Source organism: Rhizobium sophorae (assembly GCF_013087515.1).
GTDB classification, from domain to species: Bacteria; Pseudomonadota; Alphaproteobacteria; order Rhizobiales; family Rhizobiaceae; genus Rhizobium; species Rhizobium sophorae.
Genome location: NZ_JABFCN010000057.1, coordinates 44055 through 60077, shown reverse-complemented (window position 1 = coordinate 60077; position 16023 = coordinate 44055). Strand labels below are relative to the sequence as shown.

At 62.0% G+C, this 16023-nt stretch carries 16 protein-coding genes; 9 read left to right on the top strand and 7 right to left on the bottom strand.

All coding sequences use genetic code 11. The features are described 5' to 3' along the window. Positions 1 to 45: 45 nt before the first annotated feature. The 4 genes from G9X64_RS30650 (at position 46) to G9X64_RS30635 (ending at position 4550) form a co-directional block, all read left to right on the top strand. The gene (locus G9X64_RS30650) at positions 46 to 1323 is read left to right on the top strand and encodes an alpha/beta hydrolase (protein WP_168307892.1); all 1278 of its coding nucleotides are present in this window, start codon (positions 46 to 48) and stop codon (positions 1321 to 1323) included. Between the two features lie 203 nt (positions 1324 to 1526). Beyond that, positions 1527 to 2777, top strand: coding sequence for an NAD(P)/FAD-dependent oxidoreductase (locus G9X64_RS30645; RefSeq protein ID WP_168307891.1), 1251 nt, complete (start codon positions 1527 to 1529; stop codon positions 2775 to 2777). A 9-nt stretch (positions 2778 to 2786) separates the two neighbouring features. Further along, on the top strand, positions 2787 to 3497 hold the full coding sequence (locus G9X64_RS30640; protein ID WP_168307890.1) for an SDR family oxidoreductase: 711 nt from the start codon (positions 2787 to 2789) through the stop codon (positions 3495 to 3497). A gap of 15 nt (positions 3498 to 3512) precedes the next feature. Next, a complete protein-coding gene (locus G9X64_RS30635) occupies positions 3513 to 4550 on the top strand; it encodes a 4-hydroxyproline epimerase (protein WP_171378048.1) in 1038 nt (345 codons plus the stop codon). A gap of 47 nt (positions 4551 to 4597) precedes the next feature. On the opposite strand, the gene G9X64_RS30630 is transcribed toward G9X64_RS30635, so the two are convergent. Continuing rightward, complete coding sequence (locus G9X64_RS30630; RefSeq protein WP_168307888.1) at positions 4598 to 5266, bottom strand: TetR/AcrR family transcriptional regulator; 669 nt, start codon at positions 5264 to 5266, stop codon at positions 4598 to 4600. Positions 5267 to 5347: 81 nt separating this feature from the next. Here G9X64_RS30630 and G9X64_RS30625 point away from each other — a divergent pair, with 81 nt between their 5' ends. Next, positions 5348 to 6088, top strand: a complete 741-nt coding sequence (locus G9X64_RS30625) for an SDR family NAD(P)-dependent oxidoreductase (protein ID WP_168307887.1) — start codon at positions 5348 to 5350, stop codon at positions 6086 to 6088. A gap of 102 nt (positions 6089 to 6190) precedes the next feature. Here the strand turns inward: G9X64_RS30625 and G9X64_RS30620 are convergent, their stop codons facing one another. After that, positions 6191 to 6802 carry a TetR/AcrR family transcriptional regulator gene (locus G9X64_RS30620; protein WP_168307886.1) on the bottom strand — a complete coding sequence of 204 codons (612 nt, stop codon included), beginning with the start codon at positions 6800 to 6802 and terminating at the stop codon, positions 6191 to 6193. 158 nt (positions 6803 to 6960) lie between these two features. Between G9X64_RS30620 and G9X64_RS30615 the strand changes: the two genes are divergently transcribed. Beyond that, positions 6961 to 7719, top strand: a complete 759-nt coding sequence (locus G9X64_RS30615; protein ID WP_171378047.1) for an SDR family NAD(P)-dependent oxidoreductase — start codon at positions 6961 to 6963, stop codon at positions 7717 to 7719. Positions 7720 to 7769: 50 nt separating this feature from the next. Beyond that, positions 7770 to 8735, top strand: coding sequence for an SDR family NAD(P)-dependent oxidoreductase (locus tag G9X64_RS30610; RefSeq protein WP_168307884.1), 966 nt, complete (start codon positions 7770 to 7772; stop codon positions 8733 to 8735). Positions 8736 to 8788: 53 nt separating this feature from the next. Here G9X64_RS30610 and G9X64_RS30605 read toward each other — a convergent pair whose 3' ends face one another. The 3 genes from G9X64_RS30605 to G9X64_RS30595 all read right to left on the bottom strand — a co-directional run bounded on the left by G9X64_RS30605 (position 8789) and on the right by G9X64_RS30595 (position 13173). Continuing rightward, entirely contained in the window at positions 8789 to 10333 is a 1545-nt protein-coding gene (locus tag G9X64_RS30605; protein WP_168307883.1) for a putative bifunctional diguanylate cyclase/phosphodiesterase, read from the bottom strand. 549 nt (positions 10334 to 10882) lie between these two features. Then, complete coding sequence (locus G9X64_RS30600; protein ID WP_168307882.1) at positions 10883 to 11545, bottom strand: hypothetical protein; 663 nt, start codon at positions 11543 to 11545, stop codon at positions 10883 to 10885. A gap of 95 nt (positions 11546 to 11640) precedes the next feature. Continuing rightward, the gene (locus G9X64_RS30595; RefSeq protein WP_168307881.1) at positions 11641 to 13173 is read right to left on the bottom strand and encodes a winged helix-turn-helix domain-containing protein; all 1533 of its coding nucleotides are present in this window, start codon (positions 13171 to 13173) and stop codon (positions 11641 to 11643) included. 118 nt (positions 13174 to 13291) lie between these two features. On the opposite strand from G9X64_RS30595, the gene G9X64_RS30590 reads away from it, so the two are divergent. Next, positions 13292 to 13726: a cupin domain-containing protein gene (locus G9X64_RS30590; protein ID WP_168307880.1), complete on the top strand. Its 435-nt coding sequence runs from the start codon at positions 13292 to 13294 to the stop codon at positions 13724 to 13726. 20 nt (positions 13727 to 13746) lie between these two features. After that, positions 13747 to 14229: a RidA family protein gene (locus tag G9X64_RS30585; RefSeq protein WP_168307879.1), complete on the top strand. Its 483-nt coding sequence runs from the start codon at positions 13747 to 13749 to the stop codon at positions 14227 to 14229. Between the two features lie 4 nt (positions 14230 to 14233). Here the strand turns inward: G9X64_RS30585 and G9X64_RS30580 are convergent, their stop codons facing one another. Continuing rightward, on the bottom strand, positions 14234 to 14710 hold the full coding sequence (locus G9X64_RS30580; RefSeq protein ID WP_168307878.1) for an RbsD/FucU family protein: 477 nt from the start codon (positions 14708 to 14710) through the stop codon (positions 14234 to 14236). Beyond that, positions 14694 to 15941 (bottom strand): ROK family transcriptional regulator, encoded by a 1248-nt coding sequence (locus G9X64_RS30575; protein ID WP_168307877.1) that lies wholly within the window; start codon positions 15939 to 15941, stop codon positions 14694 to 14696. The genes G9X64_RS30580 and G9X64_RS30575 overlap by 17 nt, the downstream gene beginning before the upstream one ends. Positions 15942 to 16023: the final 82 nt, after the last annotated feature.

Here is a 16023-nt window from a genome sequence, read left to right as displayed (position 1 = left end):
AACAGGCGCCGCCTGTCCGGTGCGTGAACCGATTGGAGTTTGGTCATGATCGGCAAAAGAGGCGGCTCGCCCGCGGCTCTGACAGGTCTTCTGGTTGCAACGATGGTGTTCGCCGGCTGCGGCGGCAGGCCGGTCGGTGTCATGCAGGCGGCCGGCATCGCGGCCCCCGGCACCTCCAAGGTCGATCTGCTCGTCGCGACGACGCGTGCTGCCGACGACAATCCTGCCGTGCTATTCTCCGGCGAACGGGGCACCGGGCTCGCCGTCAATGCCGTCGAGGTCTCGATCCCGCCGGAAGCCAATCGCAAGGCCGGCCAGGTGCAATGGCCAAGCCGCTTGCCGGCCGATCCGCTGCGCAATTTCGTCACCGTTTCGGTCGATCCCCTGGAAGGCGAGCGGGCCGGCGAGACCTGGCTGAAGACCCATATGCCGAAGAGCCGCCGCGTGCTGGTCTTCGTCCACGGCTTCAACAACCGTTATGAGGATGCCGTCTACCGCTTCGCGCAGATCGTTCATGATTCGCATGCCGACGTCGCTCCGGTCGTCTTCACCTGGCCGTCGCGCGGCAGCATCTTCGATTATAATTACGACAAGGAAAGCACCAACTATTCCCGCGACGCGCTGGAGGAACTGCTGACCCGCACCGCCGCCAATCCCGCTGTCAGCGACATCACCATCATGGCGCATTCGATGGGCACCTGGCTGACCGTCGAATCGCTCAGACAGATGGCGATCCGCAACGGTCATGTTGCACCGAAGATCAACAATGTCATCCTTGCCTCGCCGGATCTCGATGTTGATGTCTTCGGCCGCCAGTTCGCGAGCCTCGGCAAGGAAAGGCCGCACTTCACCATCTTCGTCTCGCAGGACGATCGGGCTCTGGCGCTGTCGCGGCGCATCTCCGGCAATGTCGACCGGCTCGGCCAGATCGATCCTTCCGTCGAACCTTACCGCAGCAAGCTCGAGGCGGCCGGCATCACCGTGCTCGACCTCACCAAGCTCAAGGGCGGCGACCGGCTGAACCACGGCAAGTTCGCCGAAAGCCCCGAGGTGGTGAAGCTGATCGGCGACCGGCTGATTGCCGGCCAGACGATCACCGATTCTAATGTCGGGCTCGGCGAGGCCGTCGGCGCCGTGGCGATGGGTGCTGCCCAGACCGCCGGAAGTGCGGTCAGTGTTGCCGTCAGCACGCCGATTGCGATCTTCGATCCGCGCACGCGGCGCAACTACGACGCCCAGCTGAAGCGTCTCGGCCAGTCGATGAACAACACCGTCGGTTCGGTCGGCGACAGCGTCGGCGCCGGCCTGCCGGAAAGCCAGTAAAAATTCCACAGAGCAATTCCAGGAAAAGTGCGAAGCGGTTTTCCCAGGCAAAGCGCGAAGCGGTTTTGCCGGGAATTGCGTAAAACTAGAGGTTAGAGCTGTTCTGTGTTTCCATGAAAAGCTGAACCGCTCTAGGCATCACCTCCGTTGTGATATATCAGATTCATCGCGGCAATCCTGTCTGCCGTGCGATGGGTTGATTCATGGCGAATGAGACGAAGAAAAGCGTAGTTGTCGTCGGCGCGGGCGTGATCGGCGCCTCGATCGCCTTCGAGCTGCAGCGGCGCGGCCTTGAGGTGACGCTGATCGACAAGGGGGAGCCGGGCCGCGGCACCTCTTTCGGCAACATGGCGAGCATCGCGCTTGATTTTGCCGCGGGTTCCGGCCCTTCGACCTGGAAGAAGATCCCCGGCTGGCTGCTCGATCCCGAAGGCCCGGTCTGGCTGCGTCCCTCCTATGCCGCCAGGATGCTGCCCTGGTTCCTGCGCTTCCTCGCCGCCGGCCGGCCCTCGCGTCTCCGAGAGATCGAGGATGCCGGCATGAGCCTGTCGCGCCGCGCGCTCGGCGATTTCAGAGAGATGCTCCAGGCGATCGGCGCACCCGAATTGATGACCGAGGAAGGATGTCTGGCGATCTATGAGACGGAGGCGGAATTCGCCGCCGATCGCGGTCATCTCGCCATGATGCAGCGCTACGGCCTCGAATTCGAGGTTTTGAGCAACGGCGCCATCCAATATTACGAGCCCACTTTGTCGCCGGCGATCGCCAAAGCCGTGCTGCTTCCCGACAACAAGTCGATTCGCGACCCCTACAAGCTGGTGGTGAAACTCACCGACGCCGCAAAGGCTGCGGGCACGACCTTCGTCTCCGGCACTGTGCGGAATATCGAGCGCAGGGGTGACGGCACCGCCGTCGTTCTCCTCGCGGATGGCAGGCGCATCGAGGCCGGTTCGGTCGTGCTCGCCGCCGGCGTCCACACCCGTTTCCTTGCCGAAAAGCTCGGCGAGCCGATTCCGCTCGAAACCGAGCGCGGCTATCACACGCAGATCATGAAGCCCGGCATCACGATGCGCTATTCGGTGATCTGGCCGCATCGCGCCTTCATGGTGACGCCGACGGCCGGCGGCATCCGGGTCGGCGGCAATGTCGAGCTCGCCGGCCTCGATGCCGCACCGGATTTCCGCCGTCCGCGGGTGCTGGTGCGCCATGCCCAGCGCGCGCTGCCCGGCCTCAAGGTCGAGGAGACAACGGAATGGATGGGGCATCGTCCGGCGCTGCCCGATACGATCCCGATCATTTCGCCGTCGCGGAAAATGCCCGGCGTTTTTTATGCGACCGGCCATGGCCATCTCGGCCTGACCTTTTCGGCAACGACAGCGCTGGTGATCGCCGATATGGTGACGGGGCTCAAACCATCCCTCGATATAACCCCGTTCCGCATAGACCGATATTAGGAGGCCCCGATGTCCGATACCACCAAACCCGTAGCGCTGATCACCGGCGGCGGCCGCGGCATGGGCGAGGCGATCGCCCGCGAGCTCTCCGCACAGGGCTATCAGCTGGCGCTGATGTCACCTTCGGAAAGCTGCGAGAAGCTGGCGGCCGAACTTGGCGGCGTCGCCGCGCGCGGCGTGGCCGAAAAGGCCGAGGATCTGAAGGCGATCTTCGACCTGACGATGAAGGCCTATGGCCGCATCGACGCCGTCGTCAACCTGAGCGGCCATCCGCCGAAGGGCGACCTGCTCGATATATCGGACGAGAACTGGACGCTCGGTTCCGACATGATGATCCTGTCGCTGGTGCGCATGGCCCGCCTGGTGACGCCGGTCATGCTGAAACAGGGCAAGGGCGCCTTCGTCAACATCACCACTTTCGCCGCTTATGAGCCGACGCTGGTCTTCCCGGTTTCCTGCACCTATCGCGCCGCTGCCGGCGCCTTCACCAAGCTCTATTCCGATCGTTATGCGGCCGACAATATCCGCATGAACTGCATCCTGCCGGGTTATATCGATAGCCTGAACCACAAGCCCGGGACCGCCGAGAAGGTCCCGATGAAGCGCATTGGCCATGTCGAGGAGATCGCCAAGACCGCGGCCTTCCTGCTCTCCGATGGTGCGGGTTATATCACCGGCCAGAATATCCGCGTCGATGGCGGCGTCACCCGTCACGTCTGATATGGAGTTTTCGATATGAGATGGAAGCGCACGATCCAGCTGCTGGATGTCCATGCTGAAGGCGAGATCGGCCGTGTCGCGATCGGCGGCGTGCCGAAGATCCCGGGCGATACCGTGGCCGCCCAGCTGCATTGGCTGAACACCGATCCGAAGGGTGACGAACTGCGCCGCTTCCTTTGCCTGGAACCGCGCGGCGCCCCGATCGGCTCGGTCAACCTGCTGCTGCCGGCACGGCACCCGGAGGCCGACGCCGCCTTCATCATCCTGCAGCCCGACCAGGCGCATGCGAGCTCCGGTTCGAACTCGATCTGCGTCACCACGGCCTTGCTCGAATCCGGCATCGTCGAGATGAAGGAGCCGGAGACGATCGTGAAGCTGGAAACTGCCGCCGGCCTCGTCAAGGCGACGGCGACCTGCCGCGACGGGCGCTGCGAGAAGGTGAAGCTCACCATGGTGCCCTCCTTCGTGCATGAGCTCGATGTCGGGATCGACACGCCGCATTGGGGAAGGATCAAGGCCGATATCTGCTATGGCGGCATTTTCTATGCGCTGGTCGATGTCGGCCAGATCGGTCTGACGATCGAGAAGGCCAATGCCGCCGGCCTCGTCCAGGCCGGCATGATCCTCAAGGAGCTGATCAATCGCGACATCAAGGTCGTCCATCCCGAGATTCCGGCGATCTCGGGCGTCGCCTATGTGATGTTCCGCGATACGGAAGCCGATGGCACGGTGCGCACCTGCACCACCATGTGGCCGGGCCGGGCCGACCGCTCGCCCTGCGGCACCGGCAATTCCGCCAATCTTGCCACGCTTTATGCCCGCGGCAAGGCCAAGGTCGGCGACACCTTCACCTCGAAATCGATCATCGGCTCCGAATTCGAAGTCGGCCTCCAGGCGGTGACCGAAGTGGCCGGCCGCCCCGCCGTCATCCCAACCATCACCGGCCGCGGCTTTACCTTCGGCCTGACCCAGGTAGCGCTCGACCCCTTCGATCCGCATCCGGGTGGTTTTGCGCTGACGGATGTCTGGGGGCCGTCGGCTGGGGAGATTTGACTGCGAGGAGGTGACGCAGGATCCGCGTAACGATATTCGAAACGCGGTCAGCCCTGCCTGCGCTCAGCATCCCCGATTCGAGTGTCCCAACCCAGCATGGCGAGTTCGGCGACGGCCTCCAGTTCGCCGCGGGTCGCTTCGTCGCGGGCCAGGATCGACATGCCGTTCTGAACGGTCTGCACGAAGCGAGCAAGCGCGTGGACGTCGGTCGAGACTGGAATTTCGCCTGCTGATATCGCCTGGTTCAGGCGCGCCTTCAGGCGCTCGAGTGTGACGGCGCGGGCGGCGCGCACGAGTTCGCCGAGTTCCACATGGCCCTCGCTGCCGACCGAAGAGAGCGCCACCATGCAGCCGCGGGGAATATCCACGACACAGCCGGTCAGGGCAGCGGCCGAATCCATCAGAAACGACCTCACCGCCTCACGGGCCGTGCCTGCGGAAAAGAAGCCGGCCCAGACGAGCGCCTCGTTGTTGTCGCGATAGTGGCGCAGCGCCTCGGCATAGAGCGCTTCCTTCGAGCCGAATGCCGCGTAGAGACTCGGCGATCCGATCCCCATCGCCTCGGTGAGGTCGGCGATCGAGGTCGCCTCGAAACCCTTGATCCAGAACAGCCGGGTCGCTTGAGCCAAGGCTGCTTCCCGGTCGAACGCCCGCGGCCGCCCGCGACTGCGGGCAGGGGTTTCGTTGACGTTCGACATCTCATCCGATTTTTGCATCGATCATTATATAAACCCATTGACACCCCATCGCAACGTGCCTAGCTATTTATGTGTCGATCACTACAGAAAGAGAAGATCATGACAGAACTGGCTGGAAAGCGTGCCCTCGTCACAGGGGGCTCGCGTGGCATTGGTGCCGCCATCGCATTGGCGCTTGCCGACAAGGGCGCTGATGTCGCCATCACCTATGAGCGTTCGGCCGATCGCGCCGCCGAAGTCGTCCGGGCGATCGAGGGCAAGGGCCGCAAAGCGCTTGCCATCCAGGCCGACAGCGCCGATCCGGCGGCCGTGAAGCGCTCGGTCGACGAGGCCGCCCAGGCACTTGGCGGTCTCGACATTCTCGTCAACAATGCCGCAATCGCGCTTTACGGTGCGATCGCCGACGTCAGCGTCGAGCAGATCGATGCGCTCCTCGACGTAAATGTGCGGTCGCCCTTGCTCGCTTCGCAGGCCGCCATTCCCTATCTGCAGGCGGGAGGCCGCGTCATCACGATCGGCTCGGTCGGCGCCGAACGCATCGTCGGTGATACCGGTACGGTCTATTTCATGACAAAATCCGCGCTCCACTCGTTTACCCGCGGCCTCGCGCGGGAACTCGGATCTCGCGATATCACCGTAAACCTGGTCCAGCCGGGTTCGACCGACACCGAAATGAATCCCGCCAATGGCGACTTCGCCGACTTCCAGCGTGCCCTGATCCCACTTGGCCGTTACGGCGAGCCGGAAGATGTGGCCGCCGCTGTGGCTTTCCTCGCAAGCCCTGCTGCAAAGCACATCACGGGAACCATCCTCACAGTGGATGGCGGCTTGAACACCTGAATCGGGATATGTTGCCTGCGACTTGCAAAAGACATGAGGGGATCGACGGAGGTCGGTCCCTTCTTTCGGCCCGAGGGACCGCTCGTGCTTCTTACTGAAGCTTTAGGATGATGTTTCGGAGGGCGTGGAACGGCCGGTCGGCCAGGTGGACAGCGCTTGTTCGACAACGGCCTCCAGCATCTCACGGCTGAACCCGGCTTTGGCCTGCACCGCCATGCCATGCGTGAGAGCCATCACGAAAGCTGCAAGGGCATCGGCTTTGGCCGTCTCCGGCAAGTCGCCCTCAGCCTTTGCCCGTTCGAAGCGTTCACGAAGCTGCGCCTGACCAGCCGCACGAAAATCGATCAACACCTGCCGCACAGGTTCGGCTTCATCGGATCCCGCCACGGCGCCATTGATGCCGAGGCATCCCGTATGGTCGGGGTAACGCGTATTGAGATCGGCTGCGTTGAAGAGGATGTGCGCAGCAACCTGGCGCGCCGTGGGCAGCTGAAGCGCCTCCGGAATGTAGTGCAGGAATCGCTCGGAATAGCGATCGAGGGCCAGGCGGAAGAGGGCTTCCTTGTTGCCGAATGCAGAATAGAGGGCGGGTCTCTCGACGCCGGCAGCCTCGGTGAGGTCGGTATAGGAGGCACCCTCGTAGCCCTTGCGCCAGAAGACGCATAAAGCGGCGTCGAGCGCTTTCTCCACATCGAATTCGCGATGGCGTCCCATCAGGTCAATCCAGCTTTTTCGTAATGATCGTTATTAAACCCGTTGACAGCATGTGTCAAATTTCATACCGATCGTTATCGTAATAGACGTTACGAAATAGATCGCTGTCTTTCGTCAAGACAAGACGGCGATAGGATCAAGTACCCGGAAGGATTCTCATGTCGAACATATTGAAGGGCAAAGTCGCCCTCGTGACCGGCGGCTCGCGCGGACTCGGCGCTGCGACGGCCGAGGCGCTCGCCGACCAGGGAGCGGACGTTGCAATCAGCTACGTCGCCTCTGCCGAAAAGGCCGAAACCGTGGTCGAGACGCTGAGGGCGAGGGGCGTGCGGGCTTTGGCGATCAAGAGCGACCAGACCGACATGGCGGCGGCCAGGCCCTTGGTCGACAAGGTGGTGGCCTACTTCGGCAAGCTCGATATCCTCGTCAACAATGCGGCGATTGCCGTGCAGGGCAAGACGGTCGATGACCGCGATCTCGACACGGTCAATCTCGATCGCCAGTGGCAGATCAACGTCATGGGCGCAGTGGCGACCACGCGCGCGGCAGCGCCGGTGCTATCGGATGGCGGCCGGATCATCTTCATCGGCTCGCTGCTCGGCACCCACGTCCCGTTCACCGGCGCTGCCGACTACGCGGGAACCAAGGCGGCGATCGTCGGGTATGCCAAGGGCGTCGCCCGCGATCTCGGTGGACGCAATATCACCGTCAACGTCATCCAGCCGGGCGTCATGTCGACCGACATGGCGGCAGAGGTGCTGGGCGAGGGTGTCCCCGAGGCGCTCATGAACCTGCACGCCATTCGCCGGATTGCGACGCTTGAGGAGGTGTCTGCCCTCATCTGTCATCTGGCAGGGCCGAACGGCGGCTACATCACCGGCGGCGTGATCGACGTGGCCGGTGGCTTGGCAATCTGAACGTCGAAAACCAAGACGAAACTCTTACCCGCGCAATTGAAGGAAAAGAAATGACCGAGAAATTTGGTGCAAAGTCGACCGCCGACGAGGTGCTTGCCGGCGTCGATCTCAAGGGAAAGCGGTTTCTCATTACCGGCGTATCGTCAGGCATTGGGCTTGAGACCGCCCGCGCATTGGCGGCTCACGGCGCAAGCGTCGTCGGCGCGGTCAGGGACCTCGCCAAAGCCGAGCGGGTCACGGCATCGGTGCGTGACGCCGCGTCGCAAGGCGGTGGCAGCCTGGAGCTGATCGAGCTCGATCAGGCATCCCTGCAAAGCGTTCGCGCCTGTGCCGACAGGCTGTTGGCTGACGGCCGGCGGTTCGATTCCATTATTGCCAACGCCGGCGTCATGGCCACGCCGCTCGGCCGGACGGCCGACGGCTTCGAACTCCAGTTCGGGACCAACCATCTCGGTCATTTCGCTTTGGTCACTCGGATCGAGCCGCTGCTTGCCGATAACGGCCGCCTGGTGGTGCTGTCGTCCCAGGCGCATCGCGTCGCCGATGTCGATCTGGACGATCCGAATTTTGAGCGACAGGCCTATGATCCATGGCTCGCCTATGGCCGATCGAAGACGGCAACGTCGCTCTTCGCCGCGGAGTTCGACACGCGGCATCGCGATCGCGGCATTCGAGCCGCCTCGGTGATGCCCGGCAATAGCCTCACCGATCTGCCCCGCCATCTGTCGCAGGAAGACTTGCAGGGCTTGTTCGAGACCGTTGGCAAGGCCCGCGCCGAAGCCGGTCTTCCGCCGGCAGAGCTGAAAGACATCCCGCAGGTAGCGGCAACCTCGGTCTGGGCCGCAGTCGTGGCTGACAAGGACGAAATCGGCGGACACTATCTCGAAGATTGCGCGGTCGCTCCGATCAATGACACGCCCAACCCCTTTGCCGACGGCGTCAGGTCCTATGCGCTCGACGCCGACAAAGCCAAGCAGCTTTGGGCGAGAAGTGAGGCATTGATAAGCGTAACTTGAAGTCGGTAAGCTCGTATCGGCTCTGATTCAGAGCCGACATACCGCGGCCCCCATCAACCGCGTTGCAAAATTCTGGCGCTGACCTGGCCTGTGGTAAGCTTCTCGGCCGGCGCCGGCCTGCCAAGCAGATACCCTTGGCCGATGTCGCAACCCAGGTCCTGAAGCCGCTGAAGCTGGCTCTCCTCTTCGATACCCTCGGCGGTTATCGTCACGCCAAGTCCCACACCGAGAGCGATGATCGCCTTGATCACCTTGTCTTGCTTGTCATTCGTCTCGAATGAGGAGACGAAACTCCTGTCGATCTTGATCTTGTCGAACCGGTAGTTGGATAATTGTGAGAGGCTGGAATAACCTGTTCCAAAGTCGTCGAGAGCAATCCTGACGCCTGCGTTCACCAGATCGTCGAGCACGATTCGTGCCGTGACGGCATCTTGGATGATGGCGCTCTCCGTCACCTCAAGCTCGATCCGATGCGCGGGCAGACCGACATCGCCCAATATCTTGAGAATTCGCAGCCCCAGTAGTCGGTCGCTCAGTTGGATCGGAGAAAGGTTGAATGACAGGACAAGCTCACTTGACCACGATAGCGCATCGGTGCAGGCGTGGCGAAGCAGTTGGTCGGTCAATTCGACGATCAGGCCGGCTTCCTCTGCCACAGGAATGAACTCGTTCGGTGGGATGAATTCGCCGGAGGCCGTCTTCCAGCGTGCCAGGGCCTCGAAGCCGATAATCCTATTCGTCTTCAGGTCTACGAGAGGTTGATAGTAGGGAACGATCTCAGCCTTCTTGATGGCTGCTCTCAGATCCGCTTCCACCCGAACCCGCTTCGCCAACTCGTCCTGCATCGAAGACACGAAGGGCTTCACCAGATTGCGCCCCTGCTTTTTCGCCACATACATCGCACAGTCGGAATGTCGAATGACTTGACTGAGGTCATCGCCGTTTTCCGGGAAAAGCGCGAAGCCGACACTGGCGCCGAGGTCGACGGCGACACCATTGAACGTGAACGGCTTGCCGATCACGGTCACTATGCGGTTCCCCAACGCGACAAGATCGGGATTTCCGGTGCGCCGTGCCAGAACAACAAATTCGTCTCCCCCAAGGCGGAAAACGTGTCCACGCGGAAAGAGGGAAGAGAGCCGCTGAGCGACAGTCTTCAGCACCGCATCACCGTGATCGTGCCCCAGGAGATCATTGATCTTCTTGAAGCCGTCGAGATCGATGCTGAACACGGCGTAGGTTTCTTCCCTTTGATCGGTCATCGCCTGCGCGCATACGGAATCCAGAAATCTGCGGTTGGGCAGCTCGGTCAGCGTGTCGTGACAGGCAATCCAGTCCACGTTCTTTTCGGCCTGCAGCCTGCGATGAACCTCCCTCGAAAGATCCCGGATTCTCAGCGCGGAATAAATGAGCCCGAGAAACCCGGAAATATTCAGGGCGAGGAGCGCGTGATCCAGCGGATAGTCATGATGCTTCTCGATGAACCCATCCAGCTCTTCGTGCCATTGGAGCAGCCAAGATAGGCAGAAGAGAAGCTGGAAGATCGCGAGCCAGGCAACAATCTCCATCTGCGGTCTTGTTGGTTGGATGCGAGGCATATGTACAGGCTCCTGTTGTGTGAAGAGCCGTCATGGCCAGTTTGGTACGCGCGCATCACCGAATGCCGATGACGGATGGCGCAACGTCACGGCATCGGTGGTCCCAGGCCGTGATCGAAGACCGCCTCAATTCATTCGGGCGGAATTAAGATGGCCGATATCGCAGTGGCTGATGAAGCCGCGCGGCACCGACACATCCCAAAGATCGTGCGCTTGGTAGGTTAATGGTGGGTTGCCTTTACGAACGCACGGGAGTTTCGCTGCGCACAATGGATATCTTTGCCGTAAATCGGATGAGGATTCGGTTCCTGTCCATCGGTCGCCGCAAACAGCCATTCTTTCGATCGGCTGAAGAATCCGCCGGAGGGTCGACCGCTGCTAGACCCAATCCAGAGAACAATGCCAACGCGTTTACAGCCCTGCGCGTCCTTTCGCAGGGGACGCTGCCGCACTTTGAGTAGGCAGGAGAGAGGGAAGAAACTCCCTGGCTAGTACACGAAGGGATTGACCCCGGCCGCCAGATGGGTGCAGGGCGCATCCCGGAGCCGATCAACCTGCCAGCATCGTATCCGCCAGGCTATAGCAGTGGCTCGCCTGATAGGCGTTCCGACCTCGGTTCATGTGCGTCACATTGAAAGTCCGAATGGCGCGCAGGATGCGGCGCTCCGCGAGGAATTTACGGATCGAGGCCGAGCCCCGCACAGTGATGCCGAAAATGTCCTCGCCCCGCGGAAAAAAGTAACCGACGTCTCCGGGCGTCGCGACGCAGTTCTCGAGAAAAGGCTTGTCCACATCGCCCTGCGCGGGTGAATGATCCGTGGTGAAATGCGAGAGATGCACCAGGAATCGTGCACGCAGGCCCTCGCCGTCGGCGTAGAGCGTGAAAAGCTCCATCCAGCTCGCATTAACGCGGATGAGCGGCTTGTCGGAGGTCGAGGGCAGACATGAAACTGACCAGTAGTGACGCTCGGTCTTGCGTGGGATGGGGATGCAGGCCTGCCCGTAAACCCCGAGAATTTCCAGAACGTCTTGCGCCTGCGGGCGATGAAGCAGCTTCTCGAACCGGGCGACGTACTTGAACCGCTGTTCCAGGGACTCCAGGCGCTCTTCGGCGTCGATCAAGTCCGCCTCGCCTTCTATCCAATCGCGCTGCTGCTCAGGATCCAGAAACTTGCGCAGACCAGTGGTGCTGCGACGAGGGGTCGTGCTCATGTCAGTGCCATGTGAGATCCGTGTCCTCATCGTTTCACCGGCCTGATCCCGCGCGTGTCTATGCAACCGCTTGACGTCGGCTCCTGCCGGTCGTTTTAAAGTTCCGCCTCTCGCAGCAGCTCGTCCAGGCGGGTGGCCCATTCCTTGTTGCCATCTCTGAACGGACCAAGCGCATCGCCGGCAGCTTCGGGAAGGTCGCCGGCCGCCGCAGCAAAGCGGCGAGCCTGCTCACGATGTCCCACGGCCGTATGGCAGCACGCCTGAATGCGCAGAAGCGCCGGCCAGTCAGGCCGCGCCTTTAACGCCGTACGCCCCGTTTCGAGCGCGCTCTCGACGTCGCCCGAAAACAACAGTGCAAGCATCAAGAGGCTGAACCAAACCGCATTCTGCGGATCATGGGGGTTGAGTTCGAGGCCGCGAGCCAGGGGCTTGCGCGCGCCGGCCGCATCACCCCAAAAAAGACGGGCCATGCCGAGGACGAGATAGCCCAAGGCGAAACTCGAACCGAGTTCGATGGACCGTTCTGCTGCGAGGATCGCCTGGTCAGCCCTGCCTGTATAGGCCGACACAATCGCCAGCGCATAGTGCGAGTACGGGTTTCGCGCGTCGAGATAGATCGCCCGCAGGGCCGCATCCAATCCTTCCTTCCCGTCCGCGGCGGGGTTATCTGTCCAGCCGTAGGCAATGAGGCCCGCATTGACCCGCGCCCGCCAGATCTGTGCCTCTGGCAGCATGGGATCAAGCTCCGTGGCCTCACGGAAAAATCGACGTGCGACAAGGTGGGTGGACTGCGTGACCTTATGGAAATTGAATGTGCCTTGCCGTACAAGATCCCAGGCAGTGATGTTGCCGGTGTGCGGAGCGACCTGAAGCCCATGGCGCAACAGCAGCTCGGGCTCGACCGCCGCGGCAATCCGCTCGGCGATGGCGTCTTGCACCGCAAATATCTCGGCCACCTGAAGATCGTAATGTTCGGACCAGACGGTGGCGCCTTTCGCTGTGTCGGCGAGGTGCACCGATATCCGGATTTGATCGCGGGTATACCGGATAGCTCCATCCACTAGAAAATCGACGCCAAGTTCGCGCGCGATAGATTGCGGATCCCTCAAGCCATTCCTCCTTGTGAAACTCGCCCCACGTGGCGTGACGCGGAACCATCTGAACCGAACGAGCGCCATGATCAGGTCGTCGGTGATGCCGTCGGCCAGATACTGTCTTTCAGCATCGCCGCCGAGATTTTCGAGCGGCAGTACCGCAATCGCCGGGATCGAACCGGTCTGCGCATGCCATCCGCTATCGGCTGCGTCGGTCCGGCTCTCCACTGGGCCGGAGAATCTGTACCCGACCCGCGGAACGGTGACGATCCATTCGCTGCCGTCTGATGCAGGGCCGAGCAGCTTACGAAGGGCAGCAATCTGAACGGAAAGATTGCTTTCCTCGACGGCCAATCCCGGCCAAACGGCATCCATCAGGGCCGACTTGGAGACGACACCCCCCTGTGCCGAAAGCAGAACGGCAAGCAGCGAAGCACCTCGGGCGCCGATAGCGACAGGCCTATTGTCGCGAAACAGGCATCCGTTCTCGGCAATGAACTCGAAGTGGCCGAAGGCAAGGTGCTGGGTGTTCATGGCCGGGAATGATACCCCGATTTCGCAGCTTTTCGGAATTTTTCGGCTCGGCTTCAGGACTTGCGTCGGCTGAGCGCGCAGATTCTGCTTCAGTGCAACGGTTGAAGTGGTGAGAGCGATGAAGAACGAAGCAACGCAACCGAAAAATCCGCATGTTTTAACCGCGAAAGTCGTACGCGGGAGCGGCAGCCATGTCGCCGAGCAGGGGTCAGTCTATCGCTCGGGCGTCTCGGCGGAAAGCGTCGGATCAACCATGCTGTGGCTCGGGACGATTTCGCTACCCGCAGGCAGAAGAACCAGGGCTCATCGCCATGAGGGACACGAGACCGCCCTTCTCATGACCGCGGGCCGGGAGATCGAGATCTGGTCGGGGTCGGAGCTCGAACAGTGCGAATTGGTCCACGCCGGCGACTATCTCTTCATTCCGGCCGGCGTTCCCCATGTGGCCGTCAATCACAGCACCGAAAACGCCGAGTTCCTCGGTGCCCGCAATGACCCGGCAGCCAACGAGAGCGTCGTTCTGATGCCGGAGCTCGACAACATCGTACCTTGATCCATGCCGGGAGGTGCGCCATGGCCGTCATCGAACAACGTCTGGCCGAAATGGGTCTGGAATTGCCCGAACCTTTGAAAGTTCGCGAAGGGCTGCGAATGCCCTTTGTCTGGGTGCGAGTGCGCGGCAACCGCGCCTACATTTCGGGTCACGTCGCGTGCAACCGCGATGGGACATTGGCAACCCCGCTTGGTAAGGTCGGAGGGGAGGTCTCGCCAGAGCAGGGTTACGCGTCGGCCCGGCTCGTTGCCCTGGCCCATCTCGCCAGCCTCAAACGTGCTGTCGGAGACCTTGATCGTGTCACGGCTTGGTTGCGCGTCTTCGCCATGGTGAATGTTGCTCCGGGTTTCGATGAGACGCCGCTGGTCACAAACGGCTATTCCGATCTGATACTGGAGCTGTACGGGCCCAATGTTGGCGCCCATGCCCGCTCGTCCATCGGCATGGCCATCCCTTTGAATGCGCCCGTAAACTGTGAAGCGGAAGTCGAAATCGACGGGTGACCCGCTAATAGACGAATGGATCCACCTCGGCCGCCGCATGGGCGTCCGCTTCCTTGGGATAGATCACGCCCTTTCGCAGGATGATGTTGGCGTAGAGCCTGGGCTCGCCGGTCTGGATCAAGGCATGGGCAGTCTTCACCCTTCCGTAGAAATCCTGGCCGATCAGCGGCACCACCTGCCGGTGCGGCTCGTGGCGCGCACAGCAGTCGATCATCTCCTCATGCACGGGGTCGAGCTTGTCGCGCTCGGCCTTGACGGTCGAGCGGAAGATTGCTTCCGCCACGAAATCGTCGATCGGCAGCACGCTGAGCACGGCGTTGAGAACCGGGATGAGGCGGTGGCCGTCGAGCCGGATCAGCCGGCGGGCATGTTCGACGCCCGGATAATTGCCGTCGACGATGGCGATCTCGTCGCCGTGGCCCATGGCGCGAAGCGTAAAAAGCAGCTCCGGGCTCAACAGCGGATCAAGTCCTTTCAGCATGGTCTACCTCCTTGAAGAGTACGTTCTGGTCGGTGAGGTAACGCGCGAAGATCGGCAGGCTGGCGCCGCCGATGGCGCGCGCCTGGGCGCCGACCGCGCCCTCGATGATTTCGGGCATGACGACGCCTTGCAGGTCGAGCTTGGCGGCTTCGTCGATGGTGGCCTGCACCACGCGGCTGCGCACCCAATCGGGAAAGCCGCCGTCGATGACGGCCGCGCTGAAATCGACGATCGAGGCGGCGGCGACGATTGCCTGCGCCAGCGCCTTGGCGCTGTCCTGGATCCAGGCTTCCATCGGCTCGCCGAAATCCACCCAGCCGTCGGCCGAATACCAGAGCGGCTCGGGATCGATGCCGCGCTCGCGCAGCATGTTTTCGAGCACGAAGATCGAGGCGATTTCGAGCAACTGCTTGGTCTCGCCGTCCTTGCCGCGCACTGGCAGCGGCCCGATCGCGCCCGCCGTGCCGGTGCGGCCGGAAAAGATCGCCGAATTGAGCACGATGCCGCCCCCGATGAAGGAACCGATGAAGAAATATACGAAATCCGGATAGGACGGTCCGACGCCGAAGACCAGTTCGGCGCCGCAGGCGCTGGTCGCATCATTCTGCAGAAAGACCGGATGCGAGACGCGCGCGGCGATGTCGGCTTGCAGGTCGATCTCGCGCCAGACCTCCATGGCGCCGGCCGGCGCGCCCACCTCTTCGGCCCAGTTCCAGAGCTCGAAGGGGGCGGCGATGCCGAGGCCGGCAATGCGGCCGCGCTGCTTGTCGTCGAGCCGCTCTTCGAGTTCGCGGATGCCTGAGGTGACGAAGGCAAGGATCTCATCCGGCAGCGGATAGGAATAGGTCCGGTGCAGCTGCATGCGGATGCGGCCGACGAAATCCATCAGCACTAGATCGGCGCTGCGCCGGCCCATCTTCAGGCCGAAAGAATAGACGGCGTCGGGATTGAGATGCATCGGGATCGACGGCTGGCCGACACGGCCGCGCACCGGATCCCCGCGCGACAGCAGCCCTTCCTTCTCCAGCACCCGCATGATGACGGAGACGGTCTGCGCCGACAGTCCGCTGCGGCGCGCGATATCGGCCTTCGACAGCGCGCCGTAGAGACGCACCAACGACAGCACGAGCCGTTCGTTATAGGCTCGCACCCTGACCTGGTTCGCACCGCCGGCCGGATTCAGAATTGGTGGCGGGACCGGTATGTTTGCCGGTCCATCCAAGGACGACATGGCCGCTCCTCCCGATTGTTGGCCTATGCCCTAATTCGATCGAGCATGCCACATCGGATTAATAATTCAATTGGATTTATTT

Bases quoted from the DNA above. Each gene is read 5' to 3' on its own strand.
- G9X64_RS30600 (WP_168307882.1), bottom strand. From the start codon at position 11,545: ATGAGCACGACCCCTCGTCGCAGCACCACTGGTCTGCGCAAGTTTCTG.
- G9X64_RS30595 (WP_168307881.1), bottom strand. From the start codon at position 13,173: ATGAACACCCAGCACCTTGCCTTCGGCCACTTCGAGTTCATTGCCGAG.
- G9X64_RS30650 (WP_168307892.1), top strand. From the start codon at position 46: ATGATCGGCAAAAGAGGCGGCTCGCCCGCGGCTCTGACAGGTCTTCTG.
- G9X64_RS30610 (WP_168307884.1), top strand. From the start codon at position 7,770: ATGACCGAGAAATTTGGTGCAAAGTCGACCGCCGACGAGGTGCTTGCC.
- G9X64_RS30645 (WP_168307891.1), top strand. From the start codon at position 1,527: ATGGCGAATGAGACGAAGAAAAGCGTAGTTGTCGTCGGCGCGGGCGTG.
- G9X64_RS30605 (WP_168307883.1), bottom strand. From the start codon at position 10,333: ATGCCTCGCATCCAACCAACAAGACCGCAGATGGAGATTGTTGCCTGG.
- G9X64_RS30630 (WP_168307888.1), bottom strand. From the start codon at position 5,266: ATGCAAAAATCGGATGAGATGTCGAACGTCAACGAAACCCCTGCCCGC.
- G9X64_RS30625 (WP_168307887.1), top strand. From the start codon at position 5,348: ATGACAGAACTGGCTGGAAAGCGTGCCCTCGTCACAGGGGGCTCGCGT.
- G9X64_RS30575 (WP_168307877.1), bottom strand. From the start codon at position 15,941: ATGTCGTCCTTGGATGGACCGGCAAACATACCGGTCCCGCCACCAATT.
- G9X64_RS30635 (WP_171378048.1), top strand. From the start codon at position 3,513: ATGAGATGGAAGCGCACGATCCAGCTGCTGGATGTCCATGCTGAAGGC.
- G9X64_RS30620 (WP_168307886.1), bottom strand. From the start codon at position 6,802: ATGGGACGCCATCGCGAATTCGATGTGGAGAAAGCGCTCGACGCCGCT.
- G9X64_RS30615 (WP_171378047.1), top strand. From the start codon at position 6,961: ATGTCGAACATATTGAAGGGCAAAGTCGCCCTCGTGACCGGCGGCTCG.
- G9X64_RS30590 (WP_168307880.1), top strand. From the start codon at position 13,292: ATGAAGAACGAAGCAACGCAACCGAAAAATCCGCATGTTTTAACCGCG.
- G9X64_RS30640 (WP_168307890.1), top strand. From the start codon at position 2,787: ATGTCCGATACCACCAAACCCGTAGCGCTGATCACCGGCGGCGGCCGC.
- G9X64_RS30585 (WP_168307879.1), top strand. From the start codon at position 13,747: ATGGCCGTCATCGAACAACGTCTGGCCGAAATGGGTCTGGAATTGCCC.
- G9X64_RS30580 (WP_168307878.1), bottom strand. From the start codon at position 14,710: ATGCTGAAAGGACTTGATCCGCTGTTGAGCCCGGAGCTGCTTTTTACG.